The organism is Staphylococcus sp. HMSC34C02, assembly GCF_001838705.1.
Classification (GTDB): domain Bacteria; phylum Bacillota; class Bacilli; order Staphylococcales; family Staphylococcaceae; genus Staphylococcus; species Staphylococcus borealis.
On sequence record NZ_KV838558.1, the window covers coordinates 60,587 to 75,539 of the forward strand.

Consider the following 14,953-nt stretch of genomic DNA (forward strand, 5'->3'; position numbering starts at 1 on the left):
CGACTCCCAGCTTGCTTTGCTTGTAGAATTTCCTGATGAAATTCTCTTTGCTGGGGCCCCGACCCCAGCTTGCTTAGCTTGTAAAATCACTTTCGTGATTTTTTGTGTTGGGGCCCCGACTCCCAGCTTGCCTTGCTTGTAGAATTTCTTTATGAATTTCTCTTTGCTGGGGCCCCGCCCGCAAGGGTTACTAGAACTGAGAAAAGCTTGATTAAAGCGCCTTTTCAGTTCAGTTAGCTACTGCGAATTTGCTAAATAGTATTATTATATTATTTATGTCCCAGACTCTTAATATAAGAAAAATAACAACTCAACGAGCTGAAAATAATCAGAAAAATTATAAAAAAGACAATTTCTATATTATTTCAATAGAAATTGTCTCTTTTCACTTATCCAGGAACTTTATGTCCCGGACCCTCTATCTTTCCTAATTAGAATTTCCATATTGTTGTAATTCGTTAATATCAACGACAACATTATCCATACGTTTAGCTGTTTCTTTAAGTGCATTTCTTGCAACATGATTACTTGGATCTAATTTCAAAATTTGTTTAGCTACTTTGAAAGCTTCAGAATCTGTAATAACAGGCTCTGGAATTGCGTGTAATAATAACATTTGCAATAGACTCTTAATTTCTTTACCATTTGTTAATTGGATGGATGCTTGCGCATGGTAGTACGCAGAATCTAATGCGCCCTCAATTTCACTTAACGGATACACAAGTAATAGAAATGCTAAATCATGCAACTCAGACGTTTCTTCAAATTTAATCATATATAAAATACAAGTATAAAACATCATGCTTTCATGTTCATGTGCACATGAAATGTAGGCTTCTTCAAAATCTAGAAAGTCTGCTTTGGCCATTATCTGTCTAACTTGTTCAAATTCTCCACTTAAAACGTTTTCCTTGATGCTGTTTTGCATGACCTTGCCCACCTACTCTTTCGCTTTACTATAATAACCTATTTTATCACAATCATTTGTCATTTTCATTTTATAAATTACTTAATTATAAAATTTATTTTGCGCATTTCAATGATTATTATATTACCGCTGATTAACCTACATTTTAGTCAAATGCATTTGCTTTAAATGACGTTTGTGTAACTTCTTGTATCGCTTCATCAGTAGTTCCACCAACTGACAATTTGACTGCTGCAGTGAAACTACCTTCTACAATTGGTGCATCCATTTTCTTAATATGATGTGGTCCATCGTACATTTCAATTGCTAAATCGATATTCATTTCAGATGATCCTAAATCATAGAAACATAGTGCATCATCTTCTAGGTTATTGATAATATTTTGAATGTCATCAAATGAGGTACCTATACCGCCATCGACACCACCGTATGCGATAATGTTTACATCCTTGGCCATCTGATTAAGTAAAGATTTAGTGCCTTTCGCAATATCTGCACTATGGCTAATAATTATGATTGATGTCATTTGATATCATCTCCAATCAAAGCGCTTAAGATATACACCATACTTTGAGCACCGGGGTCAACATAACCTATTGAATCTTTTTTAAAGTATGCTGCACGTCCTTTTGTAGCTTCAATAGCTTTCGTATCAGTCGCAAATTGTTGCAATACTTCAAATGTTAATGTTTCTTCATTCTCTAAAGCTTCACGTGCACGATCTACAACATCAAACATAGTTTTCTCATTACGTTGCACTTTACCTCTTTGCGCAATCGCATTTGCAAATTCAGTAACGACAACTTTTAAATTATCATTGTCAATATCATCTTTAACGACATTAGACACTTTAACAAAGCTAAATCCGTATAATGGACCAGATGCACCGCCAATATTTGACATTAATGCCATACCTGTTGTTTTAAACAGCGATGCCATACTACTATCATCTAGTTTATCTTTCAAACTTTTGAAGCCGCGTAACATATTAACACCATGATCACCGTCACCAATTGCTCTATCCAAATCTGTTAATACTGTTTCTTTTTCTGAAAAAGTTGTCTCCAAATCTAACAAACGTTGTTTCATTTCTTTAACATCCATTTTTATCACCTCAGTTGAAAGTAGTGTTTCTTTTAAAAGTAACGTGACGCTGTAGGCGCTTGTAAGGCTTTTAATAGCGTTTCATCGCTAGGTAATATAGTAATTGAGAAACCTTGCATATCTAGTGAAGTCATGTAGTCACCAACAAACCATTGTGCGACTTCTCGGTTCTGTTCCTCTAAATAACGTGCGCTAAATTTAGTCACGATATTCAATTCAGATAATGGTGTACCTCCCATGCCATTAATCATAACGATTAATGATTGCGCTTGGCTTTCTTTGAGTAATCGACCCAATAATCGTTCAACGATACCATCTATTTCTTCATATTGAATGCGTTCAATACCTTTTTCGCCATGAATACCTATGCCAATTTCAATATCATTGTCATCAATATCGAAGCCATATTGTCCTGTCGTCGGAACCATTGGTGGTGTAAGCGCCATACCAATACTTTTAATTTGAGAAGCAACTGCTTCACCTTTCTCTTTAATATCCTTTAATGTCATACCTTGTTCAGCTAAATAGCCTACATATTTATGCACAAATACTGTACCGGCAACACCACGTCTTTGTGTTGCTTCAGATACTGAAATGTCATCTTTAACAATAATCATTTCTACTTGAATGCCTTCCATTTCAGCCATCTCTTGCGCCATTTCAAAGTTCATTACATCCCCGGCATAATTTTTCACAACCAATAGCACACCATCACCTGTATCGACAGCCTTGATTGCTTCTAATACTTTATCTGGTGTCGGTGAGGTGAAGACTTCCCCGCACACTGCTGCATCAAGCATTCCTTGTGCGACATACCCTGCATGAGCGGGTTCATGACCACTACCGCCACCTGAAACAATCGCCACACCTTGAGATTTCTTATGACGTCGTACGACAATCGTTTCTGCGATGCTGTCGATATCATCATTTGCTATTACTAAACCATCCAACATGTCTTTTAAAAAGTGCTCTTTTTGTTTAATTAGCTTTTTCATATACAATTTCCTCCCTTGGCTATCATCTCAATTATAAATCAAGCACAATGTATGCGCTAACATTTACATGCATGTCGTTATATTTTTCATTTTTTTACAAAAAAATGGGAATGGACTAGATTTCGTCGTTATGCTAGAAAATCTATCCACTCCCGTGAGCATCACTCGTATCGATGAAAAATTTAGTATTGAACTACTTAGATACGAGATATTATATAGTGTCACTTTCGCTTTATTAAATACGTTTTGATTTATACATTAAGTAAATGAAATATGGTGCGCCGATAATAGCAACTACAATACCAGCAGGTACGCCTGTTGGTTCGAGAATAATTTTACCAATCGTATCTGATAGAACAAGTAAGAAAGCACCTACAACAATTGAAATTGGTAAAAAGAGTTGATGGCGTGGTCCAATAATTGATTTTGCAATATGTGGCCCCATTAAACCAATAAATGCAATCGCACCTGCAACTGCAACAGCAATTGATGATAATACAACTGCAATAAAGAATAGAACGATACGCTCGCGTTCAATCTTCACGCCAAGCCCTTTGGCAATATGCTCATGTGTATGAATTAAATTAAGCACATTAGATTTGTATAACAGAAATGGAATGATGATGATAAGCCATGGAATCGTTGCAATCACAAATGTCCAATCATCGCCCCAAATATTACCAGCAAACCAAGTCGCTATAAATTCTGACTGATCTTCGTTAAATTTTGACATAAGTGTAATAGAACCACCATATAAAGCTGTCTGCATCCCTACACCAATTAACACCATACTTGAAGGTGTAATGCCATCTCTTTGATTCACACTAAATAAAAAGATAATAATAGCAGTTGCTACGCCACCAGCAATACTTATTAGCGGTAATACATATACAAAATTATCTGGATTAATATGACCAATTGAAATAAATAAAGCAATTGCAAAACCACCGCCAGCATTAATACCTAAAATACCTGGTTCGGCAATTGGATTCTTAGTGACACTTTGAATAATAGCACCACTTAAGCTAAGCGCTGCGCCTGCTAAAATCGTAATTAACATTCTAGGAAATCTAAATTCCATTAAAATTAATTGATCATAATATTCACCTTGACCAATAAGCGTCTTTAAAAATCGATCTACGGGTATCTTATACTCTCCAGAAGACACACTCCATGTACATGCTGCTAATAATAGTATTGAAAAGATCATTAACGTAATGATTTGTTTACGTCTTAATTTTGGATGAATCATATTGTGCGTCCCCCTCTTTTAACTAAATATAAGAAGTAAGGTACGCCAATAAACGAAATAATAGCGCCCACTGGTGCTTCACCTAACATACGTGCAATGGTATCGGCTAATATCATGAGCAAACCGCCTGACAACGCAGTTAATGGTAATACCTTGGCGTAATCAGTACCCACTAAAAATCTAACAATATGAGGTACCATTAATCCGACAAAGGCAATTTGTCCTACCATCGACACGGCAACACCAGCTAAAATCATCGTTAAGAATAGACTCACACCACGAATCATCGTGATATTCTGTCCTAATCCTTTCGCAAGGGTTTCACCTAAATTTAAAATCGTTAGTTGCTTACTCATGGCTATAATGATTATGATAGCAATAATAATTACTGGGCCACTCCACATAAGTTGCTTCCAAGTCGTACCTGAAACACCACCGGCAGTCCAGAATGTTAGTGTTTGGTTTAGTTTAAATGTTAACGCAATACCCTGACTTAAAGCCGTCAATAATGCACTTACAGCAGCACCGGCTAAAATAATTCTCATAGGGTTAAACCCATCTCGTCTAGATCGCCCTATCGTTAAGACGATAAAGCCACCTAGCATTGCGCCTAAAAACCCTGCAAACATAAGCATTAAAAATGGCGCCGCGGGATAAATGGCAAACGTTAATGCCAACGCAAATGAAGCACCTGAATTCAAACCAATTAGACTCGGATCAGCGAGCCCATTTTTTGTTACACCTTGAATCACAGCGCCTGCAACTGACAGTGCCATACCTACTAATACCGCACCTAAATCACGCGGTATACGTATCTCACTAATAATGTTATGTTGTTGGTTTTTAGGATTATAGTGAAAAATAGCATCCATAATAGTTGAAAAACTAATTTTTGCTTCGCCTATCAAGATAGATACGAGCAATGCGCCTATTAACAACACAAAGACTAAAATCATATAGCCAATAAAACCGATGTTTACTTTCTTATCTTTCTCCATCATGATAAATTCCCTTTTCTTAGTTTATCTATATATTATGAATAATTACGTTGGAATAAGTCATATGTGACTAATAATGGTTTCCCTGTACGTGGGTCTGTACTAAGCACGACATCAATATTGAATACTTGTTCTAGAATATCTTTTGTTAGCACGTCTTCCGTAGGGCCACAAGCAATGATATCACCTTTCTTCATTGCAATAAGATGATCAGAAAAACGAATAGCTTGATTAATGTCATGTAAGACCATGACGATTGTGCAACCTTGTTCTTTATTTAATTGTTGTACTAATTCTAATATTTCTAATTGATGTGAGATATCTAAATATGTCGTAGGCTCATCTAAGAAAATGATGTCTGTTTTTTGAGCAAGTGCCATCGCAATCCAAACACGTTGGCGTTGACCACCACTTAAATCATTAATAGAGCGATGTCTAAATTCAGAAGTTCCAGTAACAGTCAAAGCCCAATCAATTTCTTTCTTATCTTCAGCAGATAGTCGTCCAAATCCTTTTTGATGTGGGAAACGACCATAAGATACAAGTTCTCCAACTGTAAGACCATCTGCTACTTCAGGTGTTTGTGGTAATATCGCAATTTTTTTAGCAATCTCTTTTGTAGACTGTGTATGAATATTTTCACCATCTAATTGAATGTCACCATTTTTTATTGTTAGTAAGCGCGATAACGCTTTTAATAATGTAGATTTACCGCAACCATTAGGGCCAATAATTGACGTAACTTTGCCATCTGGTATTTCTACATCTAAATTGTTAATAATCGTATGATCCCCATAACCTATTTCCACTTGTTGTGCTTTTAAACGATTCATGCTTTCCCTACTTTCATAATAAATAGCTTTGGATATGATTGAAATAGTCAATTGATAATAATTATCATAGTCAATAGATGTATTATAACATCTTTGCAAACAACTGACTATTTGTAATTAATGCATAAAAGGTTAGGCATTTTATTGATTGGCAGAGTCATTTAACCTTTACCAATCAATGAAAACACCTAACCTCATTTATTTATTATTATCAATTATTCATCAATTAAAAATCCATTGCCATATACATCTCTCACGTCATGGACAACTAAAAAGGCATGATTATCAATCTTACGTATCATTTTCTTTGCTTTAGATACTTGTGTTTTCGCAACAACAACATAAAGGACGTCTTTTTCTTCACGACTATAATAGCCTCGCCCATCTAAGATGGTAAGGCCACGCCCTACTTGTTCATCTATTGCCTTCGCTACTTGGTCTGGCTTACTTGAAATAATTGTCATTGCTTTTTTAGTATTTAAACCTTCAATCACATATTCCATCACTTTTGTACCTATATACAGTGAAATAACTGTGACTAATGCCATTTGTAAAGGTAGTACCGTTAACGATATAAGTACAACAATTAAATCGAAAAATAACAAGGCATATGCCGTACTGACATCTAAATATTTATTAGCAATTTGAGCTAGTATCGTTGTTCCTGCAGTGGTACCACCGGCAAGAACTATAATACCAATACCTAATCCAACACAAGAACCACCAAAAACGGCATTAATGATGACATTCCCTGTTTCAACATGCCACTGCTCAGTTAAACTCAAGAAAACGGAGATCAATACAGTTGCTATTATAGTCAATACCATACTTTTCTTACTTAAAAATTTATATCCAACTATGATGAGTAGTGCATTAGCTACAAAGTTTGTAATGGCTGGAGAAATGTGAAACGCATAATATAGAACAATGGCTATACCTGTTACCCCACCTTCTCCTAAATTACCTGAGATAATGAACGCATTTACCCCAGCTGAAAATATGAAAGAGCCTAGTATGACCAAAAGTAAATCTTTAATATTTTTATTCACATATACCAACCCCTTTAATTGTAATATCACTAAAAATGTTAGCACATTCACTAGCAAAGCTACAATATTCATTTTGAAAAGGGATTAAAAGCATGAATGTTTAACCATATCATTGTCTTGTCTCTCGCTTGAATTCTCATTATAAATAAAGAGAATCATAAATAAATATAAATTTTCTGAATTTTTTGTTTACTTTAACGTTTCCTTTTGCTATAATGTGTATAACTTCTTAATAAGAGAAGTTATCTCCTTTGTGTTGTTTATAGTAACAAAACAAATTTTGCTCGAAGTACTGTGACAGTACCTAGTCCTTACCGTTACAAGTACATTAATATTCATTTCCCATAAAAACCAAGTATATAGAGTGTCTCCTCACTCTACATACTTGGTTTTTATCATTTATATTCACTTAATCTTAAAATTATCAATCATTATACTGTCGATAGCTTGTCTGTCTCACCCAAAAACTAAAAAAACTGAGAAAAGCTTAATATAAGCGCATTCTCAGTTCATTTAGCTACTGTGCATAAATAACATCACGTATATGAATCATACGTATCTTAAATTTCATTAATTGGATAAGTATAAATGATATCTTCTTACCAAGCGAATAATCCAACAAACGCTGCAGTAAGTAATGACACTAAAATACCTGCTAATAACATCATTGGTACATATTTAGATACAAAATCTGATGTTTTTTTATCAACAATCCCTTTTAACGTTCCTACAATCATGCCAATCGTTGAGAAGTTGGCAAATGAAACTAAGAATGTTGAAATGACTGCTCTTCTATGTGGACTATATGAATCTACTACTTTACTAATTTCACCCATAACTACAAATTCATTCGTAACAATTTTCTTAGCCATTTGTTGCGCGACGATCCATGCTTCTCCCCATGGCAAACCAAGTAAAAGTGCAAATGGATACATAAATAAACCTAAAATTTGATTCAAGCCGAAACTGCCTTTTACACCAATCCATCCACCAACAAGACCTGTAATCAGATTTATAAAGCGATCAATTAAGTCTGCTAAAGCAACAAAGCTAATGACGAAAGCAATAATGATTAATACCAGTTTACCCGCATTCAATACAGAATCACCTAGGAATGAGAAGAATGGTTGACGTTCAACTGCTTCATCATTCTTAATGCTATAAATGATATCTTCTTGCTCTTCAACACTGACTGGATTCAAGATTGAAGAAACAATAATCGCATTGATAATATTTAAAGGTATTGCAGTTAATACAAGTTCACCAGGTATCATTTGTACATATGCCCCAACAATGGCACCAGAGATGGAACTCATTGACATCATAGCTACAGTTAATACACGCATTTCATTCATGCGTTTAAGTTGTTCATTAGATACAGCTAACGCTTCAGTATTACCTAAGAACATCATTTCAATACCGAAGAATGATTCAAATTTAGGTTGACGTGTAACCTTAGCAAGTACCCAACCAATACCACCTATAACTTTAGGTAGAATGTTGAAATACATTAAAACGTCAAACAATGGTACAACAAGTAGAATTGGGAATAGCGCACTAATCGCCATATCCATTTGTTTACCGCTAGTAAAGCTGCTAAATGCAAACCCTGTTCCAGTGTGTGCGGATTGAATTACCCATGCAATTGCTGAAGCTAATCCTTCTACAATCGTTCTCCCAATTTGGAAATAAACAAAGAACCATGCTAAAAACAAGTTTAAAACAACAAGAATTAAAATAGATTTCCATTGGATATTTTTGCGATCTCTTGAAAATAATACTGCAATTCCCAAAAATGCAAGTAACCCAATGATGTTAATCACTAAAAACATAAGGCACCTACCTGACTAAATTTTTATGACGTGATGTCATGGCATGTTTATATAACAGAACCGTACTTTAAACTCTAATTAACCCCAAAAGTTCCGTTAATAATATATTTCTCATTATACCATGAGGTAATGTTCGAGAAAATATAGATTCGTCAAATTAACATAAATGAAAAAGAGCGAGACAGACTTCGTTTTGAAATCATCACGCTCTCTACTTGCTTTACTTATCGTTGTTCATGTTGACCATCTACTTGCTATAACCCTAGATTTGATTTTAGAAAAGCTTAGTATACATGTCTGTTAAATTCAGGTAGTGATTTTGCAATACAGCATCACACTATGGTTGGTTACAGGTGTGTTTTACATGCGTTTAATCATGGTTCTTTTCAATATCATGATAAATATAATCACCAATGTATTGAGACGCTTTTCCGTTCTCTATTGAGCAGAAATCATTATAAAATGCTTCGATTTTATCTTTATATTTTACTTTATGTTGTTCAATTTGTTTTAATTCTTTAGCCAATTTAAATTCATCTGTAATGATTTCACCAGGTAGATCATTCATATAATCCATGTAGAAACCACGTAGTCCTTTATCATATTTTTCTATATCATAGGCAAAGAAAAATTGTGGACGTTTTAAGATACCAAAATCAAACATAACAGATGAATAATCAGTTATTAACGCATCAGAAATGAGGTATAATTCCGAAATATCGCTATAATTTGATACATCGATTGCAAAGTCGTCAAATCCATGTAAATCCAACGCATTAGCAATAAGATAATGCATTCTTAGTAAGATGACATAGTCATCGCCAATTTCTTTTTGGAGATTTGCCAAATTAATTTTCAAATCGAATAAGTATTGGCCTTTCTTCACAAACTCATCATCTCTCCAAGTTGGTGCATACATAATGACTTTTTTATCTGCAGGTAAATTTAAATTACGCTTAATTTGTTCAATATATTCAGTATCATTTTGACGATTAACTAAAACATCATTTCTTGGGTATCCAATTTCCCAGATACGGTCTTCGTCCATCCAAAATGCAGATTTGAAAATATTTGAAGAATATCTATTAGGTGATACCAAACGATCCCAACGTGATGCTTCAGCATAGAAATTCTTCTTATAGTTTGCAGTAGTTGTGCCAGGCATTCTAACCACTTTCATATCGTTAGCTAAACGTTTTAATGGTGTTCCATGCCAAGTCTGAATATACATTTGATTCTCTTTTTTATTTAAATATAGTGGCAATCTAGCATTTGTCACCCAATATTTTGCTTTAGCATAGGCATCATAATACGCTTTTGAGCCTTTTTTAACTTTAGTTGCATTGCCTGGAACAATGTTATTTTCAGGCTTAGAAAAGACCCATATATAATTTAAATGTGGATAATGTGTCTGCATGTATTCATAGATATACTTAGGACTATCGCTGTAGTTTTTACCGCCGAATGCTTCAAATACAATGGTATTTGGATCAACCATAGCCTCATTATCACTGAGTTGATATTTTGAACGTTCTTTCATTTTGCTATTTAACAAAATATTTTTAACTAAGCGCGTTTTATTACGCAAATCATTAACATATTTAGCATTTTCAATATTATCCATAGATAAGAATAATATTTCTAAATTGTATAATATCTTTCCATCTTTAAAGATGTCCCATTTGATTGCTTTAACAATCTTAATCAATACATCTTCAAGTGTTACATATCGAGATTTTATATCTCTAAGGGCTGGATCGAAGCCACTTTTAATTTCATTTTTCATTCTGTTGATCAAGAAATGTTTGACGCGTTTATCATTAGTTCGTCGCATTGCATCAAAGAAACTATTAACGTGATCTTCAAATTTATTTGTAAAGTCCTGATCACTTAAGGTATTACCATAAAATGGATCATAGACTTCGCCACGATAATAGAATGGGAAATTGGTAATTCTAACGAAACGCTCTGCATATTTTAAATATTCCAACACAAATGATGTATCTGCATATATACTTAATGACTCATTAAATTGAATTTGGTGTGCTTTAATGATGGCATTTTTAAACAGAATATTACATGCTGATTCTTTTCTCAAAATTGAGTTCGGACTTTTTTGATGCGTATCATATTGCATACGCACTCTGTCTTTATCTACATATTGTGGACGTTGACTTCTAAATTTATGAATAGGTGCAATCAATGTATCTAAACCATTTACGTGTTGTAGGTAGAAATCAACAGCATAGGATGCTAATTGATCATCCGCATCTAGGAATAGTACATATTGCCCATACGCTTGTTCTAAAGCTACATTACGTGCATGTGCGTGACCAGTATTTTCTTGTAACTGAATGAAGTGAACGTCTTTGTCATATGTCTTTAACGTTTCTTGTAGTCGTTCTGTTGAACGATCAGTTGAACCATCATCGACAATAATAACGTCGAAGTCTTGGTTTCTTTGACTTTTCAAGCTGTGAATACACTCACTAATATAATCTTCATTATTAAAATACGTAATAATAATCGATAATTTATTCAATATATTTCTCTCCAATTTTCTAATTATTCATCGTATGCGTCACGTCATTGATGAGGGATTGGTAGTTAATAAATGCTTGTTCTACACTGAATTTTTCACTTAATTTTACATCTTTGAAGGGAATATTTCTAGCCATTTCCATTGCATTCGCAAACCCTTCAATGTCATCTTTTTCCACAAGTATACCATTTTCGTGATTACGAATTAACTCACTTGGTCCATAGCGTACATTATACGAAATAACAGGACAACCACAATTAATGCTTTCCATAATGGATAACCCAAAGCCCTCATACCGACTTGTTAGAAGGGAGGCAATTGCCTTTGGAAACACTTCTTTAGGCGTATTCGTGTGCCCTTTAAAAATAACTTTATCTTCAAGTTGAAGCGTTCTAACTAGTTGTTTGAGCTTGTTTAAATTACCTTCTTTATCATCGCCATACACTAGAAGTTTAGATGAATACCCTTTTTTCAAATACATATCGAATGCTTTGATAATATGATCAATCTGCTTTTCTGAAGCTAATCTACCAATAAAACAAAATTGATCTTCAACAGCATTTCGATGATTTGATTGCGCTATGTCTAGAAAATGAGGTATCACCTCTATTTTATTATCATCTATATCAAATTGCGATTGAATATCACGTTTTTGGTAATCGGTTAAAACAACATATTTGTCAATCTTTTCATGATTATCAAGCGCAAGCTTATACGAATGACGAACGTTATGATCTTGTAAATGGTTACTATGAAACATTAATATACGCTTAATATTATTTTCACACTCAATCAATGGTCTGTCGAGTAAGCGTGCATCATTAAATACGATACTTCCATCTGCTAAAACATGATTGTAATAATACGTAAATAAAGCTTTTTCTTTTTTGAAGATGCGCGTTTCACCTTGCTTAGTGAAATGTTGTATATCAATCAATTGATTCTTTTGATCGTTCATAAAATGTTTCTTTAAATACATGTTACCCTTTTTATCGTAATATTCTTCCGATGTTTTGATAGCTGTTACGTCGTCAAAATAATCAATTTTATGCAGTCTACCGTTCAAAGTAAATGATTTGCGTTTAGCTATCTTTTGCGTATTAGGATTTATTGTATCTTCAAACTTGACCACCTGTCTTTCCGTATAATATCTACGAAACAATACGTATGTCTGATCTTTATAATACTTTACGCTATCTCCTTCTTGAACAGCTTCCAATCCGCGTATCTTAACCTTCGTTTGGATAGGTAACTTTCGAAATAATTTAGGTTCAACGGGCTCCTCTAATAATTTATAATTCGCCAACCAGTCATATATGTTTTCAATGACTGTGTTGTCAGTAATTAACTTTTTATTTCTAAAAATGCGATATACATTTTTATAATTAGCGTTATAATTCGTCGTTAAAATCGTAGACGTTTGTCCCAATTGTGTTTCTAAAAATTGTATTCTATGCAATAAAGATTTTGTTCTTCCACCATGTGTAGGCGGCAAAGTAGATGTTATTGTATATAGCATAGTCATTCTCCAATCTCATATCTTAATGGTGTAAATGTTTATATGTCGCTTAATTAGTGTCGATTATTCCACAATCGCCTTCATAACTCAAAGCATATCTATTATTTCATGTTTACTTATTTAAAAAAGTAGCTGGAACTATTATCAGTCCCAACTACACACACCGCGCATTATTCAGTTAGGTTTTGCGTTGTAACAAATTGATGATATTTGTCATGGTTACGCATTAATTCAATATGCGTACCTTCTCCTGTCACTTTACCTTGATCTAAGAAAATGATTTTTCCCGCTTTTTTAATAGTTGAAAGACGGTGGGCAATAACTATCGTTGTTCTGCCTTCCATGAGAACTTCTAATGCCTCTTGGATTTTTTGTTCACTCTCACTATCTAAATTTGCAGTCGCTTCGTCTAATAATAAAATATCAGGATTCTTCACGAAACTACGTGCAATATCAATACGTTGTCTTTGGCCACCCGATAATTTCAGTCCTCGTTCTCCTACTAACGTGTCATAGCCATCATCAAACTGCATGATGAAGTCATGACAATTCGCTAATTTAGCATATTTAATCAATTCTTCATCTGATACTTCTCGATTAATACCATATAGAATATTGTCACGTATTGTACCGCTCATCATAGAATTCGATTGCATGACATAACCAATCTTATTACGCCAATTTGTGATAGGTACATCATAAATACTTTGGGTGCCATACTTAATATCTCCAGATTCAATGTCATACATACGTTCAATCAGGTTGAATATTGTACTTTTACCTGAACCTGATGGCCCAACAAATGCACTGACCTCGCCTTGAGGAATACGGAAAGATACATTGCTAAGAATAGTTTTGATATCATATTTGAAATCAACATTTTCAAATGACAATTCGCCATCGTTGATTGAAATATGATCTATAGGTTGTAAATCTTCCATTGGTTCAATAGGTTCTTGCATAATTTCAAAGATCCTACTACTTGCACCCACTGCCTTTTTATAGTCTGTAACTAATGTTGAAAGATTCATTAATGGCATTGATAATTGCATCACATAAAAAATCATTGCAATGAGTGCACCCGCTGTAATAGCACCAGTTGCTATTCTTATCGCACCGAAACCTAAGATAACTGCAATCATTAGTAACATAATTACACTTGAAATAGGTTGAATCACTGCAGTAATTTTAGCTTGACGCAGACCCAAATTATAAATTTCACGTAAGTTACTATGCGCATTGTTTAACTCTTGTTTCTCTGTATTCGATACTTTAACTAATCGCATTTCAGTTAACACACGTCCTAATAACCCACTAAAGTTCGCAATTTCAGTTTGTGTATTCATTGATATCTTTTGCATTTTACGTCCTAGTGGAATCATGATCGCCATAAATATCGGAATAGCAATAAATGTTAATAATGTCATTTGCCAATCCATAATAAATAGCATGACGATTGACCCAATGAGCGTTATAACTGCTGGTAGTAATTGTGGCAATTTCTGTGAAATAAATTCATTAATAACCTTTGTATCGTCTGTCAAACGACTCATTAGCTGTCCGCTTTCATTCTTATCAAAAAATGGCATCTTTAATTTAATGATATGTCCCCATAATATGGATCGAATATCATAAATCATTTTTTCACCAATTTTACTTAGTAAATAAATACCTATACCACTTAATAGTGCATTGGCAATAAATATACCTGCAAATAATAGAACGATATTCCAATTAATACTACTTGTAGAGAATTTATCAACCAGCCGTCCGGTAAATAGCGGAATTAACAGACCACTAATACTCCCTAGCGAAGAAATTATGATAGCCGCGATAATTAGTCCATATGGCCACGACAAACGTTTAAATAAGAAAAATAATGGATTTTGTCCTTTCATAAA

Annotated in this window: 12 protein-coding genes; all 12 read right to left on the minus strand. The window is 34.1% G+C overall.

Annotation, left to right across the window (positions count from 1 at the left end; translation table 11 throughout):
- Positions 1–427: 427 nt before the first annotated feature.
- The 12 genes from HMPREF3239_RS01440 to HMPREF3239_RS01495 all read right to left on the minus strand — a co-directional run bounded on the left by HMPREF3239_RS01440 (position 428) and on the right by HMPREF3239_RS01495 (position 14,950).
- Positions 428–928, minus strand: a complete 501-nt coding sequence (locus tag HMPREF3239_RS01440; RefSeq protein WP_053030666.1) for a hypothetical protein — start codon at positions 926–928, stop codon at positions 428–430.
- A 145-nt stretch (positions 929–1,073) separates the two neighbouring features.
- The gene (gene dhaM / locus HMPREF3239_RS01445; RefSeq protein ID WP_070854503.1) at positions 1,074–1,454 is read right to left on the minus strand and encodes a dihydroxyacetone kinase phosphoryl donor subunit DhaM; all 381 of its coding nucleotides are present in this window, start codon (positions 1,452–1,454) and stop codon (positions 1,074–1,076) included.
- A complete protein-coding gene (gene dhaL, locus HMPREF3239_RS01450; protein WP_070854504.1) occupies positions 1,451–2,032 on the minus strand; it encodes a dihydroxyacetone kinase subunit DhaL in 582 nt (193 codons plus the stop codon). The genes dhaM and dhaL overlap by 4 nt, the downstream gene beginning before the upstream one ends.
- Before the next feature lie 32 nt (positions 2,033–2,064).
- A complete protein-coding gene (gene dhaK, locus HMPREF3239_RS01455) occupies positions 2,065–3,027 on the minus strand; it encodes a dihydroxyacetone kinase subunit DhaK (RefSeq protein ID WP_070854505.1) in 963 nt (320 codons plus the stop codon).
- A 235-nt stretch (positions 3,028–3,262) separates the two neighbouring features.
- Positions 3,263–4,279, minus strand: coding sequence for a FecCD family ABC transporter permease (locus tag HMPREF3239_RS01460; RefSeq protein WP_070854506.1), 1,017 nt, complete (start codon positions 4,277–4,279; stop codon positions 3,263–3,265).
- Positions 4,276–5,235 carry a FecCD family ABC transporter permease gene (locus HMPREF3239_RS01465; protein WP_371106752.1) on the minus strand — a complete coding sequence of 320 codons (960 nt, stop codon included), beginning with the start codon at positions 5,233–5,235 and terminating at the stop codon, positions 4,276–4,278. The genes HMPREF3239_RS01460 and HMPREF3239_RS01465 overlap by 4 nt, the downstream gene beginning before the upstream one ends.
- Before the next feature lie 77 nt (positions 5,236–5,312).
- The gene (locus HMPREF3239_RS01470) at positions 5,313–6,110 is read right to left on the minus strand and encodes an ABC transporter ATP-binding protein (protein ID WP_070854507.1); all 798 of its coding nucleotides are present in this window, start codon (positions 6,108–6,110) and stop codon (positions 5,313–5,315) included.
- A gap of 215 nt (positions 6,111–6,325) precedes the next feature.
- Positions 6,326–7,159: a YitT family protein gene (locus tag HMPREF3239_RS01475; RefSeq protein WP_053030679.1), complete on the minus strand. Its 834-nt coding sequence runs from the start codon at positions 7,157–7,159 to the stop codon at positions 6,326–6,328.
- Positions 7,160–7,758: 599 nt separating this feature from the next.
- On the minus strand, positions 7,759–8,991 hold the full coding sequence (locus HMPREF3239_RS01480) for a NupC/NupG family nucleoside CNT transporter (protein WP_070854508.1): 1,233 nt from the start codon (positions 8,989–8,991) through the stop codon (positions 7,759–7,761).
- 370 nt (positions 8,992–9,361) lie between these two features.
- Positions 9,362–11,533 (minus strand): bifunctional glycosyltransferase/CDP-glycerol:glycerophosphate glycerophosphotransferase, encoded by a 2,172-nt coding sequence (locus HMPREF3239_RS01485; protein WP_083324736.1) that lies wholly within the window; start codon positions 11,531–11,533, stop codon positions 9,362–9,364.
- Positions 11,534–11,552: 19 nt separating this feature from the next.
- Positions 11,553–13,052, minus strand: coding sequence for a glycosyltransferase (locus HMPREF3239_RS01490; protein ID WP_070854509.1), 1,500 nt, complete (start codon positions 13,050–13,052; stop codon positions 11,553–11,555).
- 170 nt (positions 13,053–13,222) lie between these two features.
- Positions 13,223–14,950, minus strand: a complete 1,728-nt coding sequence (locus HMPREF3239_RS01495; protein ID WP_070854510.1) for an ABC transporter ATP-binding protein — start codon at positions 14,948–14,950, stop codon at positions 13,223–13,225.
- Between the last annotated feature and the right edge of the window lie 3 nt (positions 14,951–14,953).

Bases quoted from the DNA above. Each gene is read 5' to 3' on its own strand.
- HMPREF3239_RS01440 (WP_053030666.1), bottom strand. From the start codon at position 928: ATGCAAAACAGCATCAAGGAAAACGTTTTAAGTGGAGAATTTGAACAA.
- dhaM (WP_070854503.1), bottom strand. From the start codon at position 1,454: ATGACATCAATCATAATTATTAGCCATAGTGCAGATATTGCGAAAGGC.
- dhaL (WP_070854504.1), bottom strand. From the start codon at position 2,032: ATGGATGTTAAAGAAATGAAACAACGTTTGTTAGATTTGGAGACAACT.
- dhaK (WP_070854505.1), bottom strand. From the start codon at position 3,027: ATGAAAAAGCTAATTAAACAAAAAGAGCACTTTTTAAAAGACATGTTG.
- HMPREF3239_RS01460 (WP_070854506.1), bottom strand. From the start codon at position 4,279: ATGATTCATCCAAAATTAAGACGTAAACAAATCATTACGTTAATGATC.
- HMPREF3239_RS01465 (WP_371106752.1), bottom strand. From the start codon at position 5,235: ATGATTTTAGTCTTTGTGTTGTTAATAGGCGCATTGCTCGTATCTATC.
- HMPREF3239_RS01470 (WP_070854507.1), bottom strand. From the start codon at position 6,110: ATGAATCGTTTAAAAGCACAACAAGTGGAAATAGGTTATGGGGATCAT.
- HMPREF3239_RS01480 (WP_070854508.1), bottom strand. From the start codon at position 8,991: ATGTTTTTAGTGATTAACATCATTGGGTTACTTGCATTTTTGGGAATT.
- HMPREF3239_RS01490 (WP_070854509.1), bottom strand. From the start codon at position 13,052: ATGCTATATACAATAACATCTACTTTGCCGCCTACACATGGTGGAAGA.
- HMPREF3239_RS01495 (WP_070854510.1), bottom strand. From the start codon at position 14,950: ATGAAAGGACAAAATCCATTATTTTTCTTATTTAAACGTTTGTCGTGG.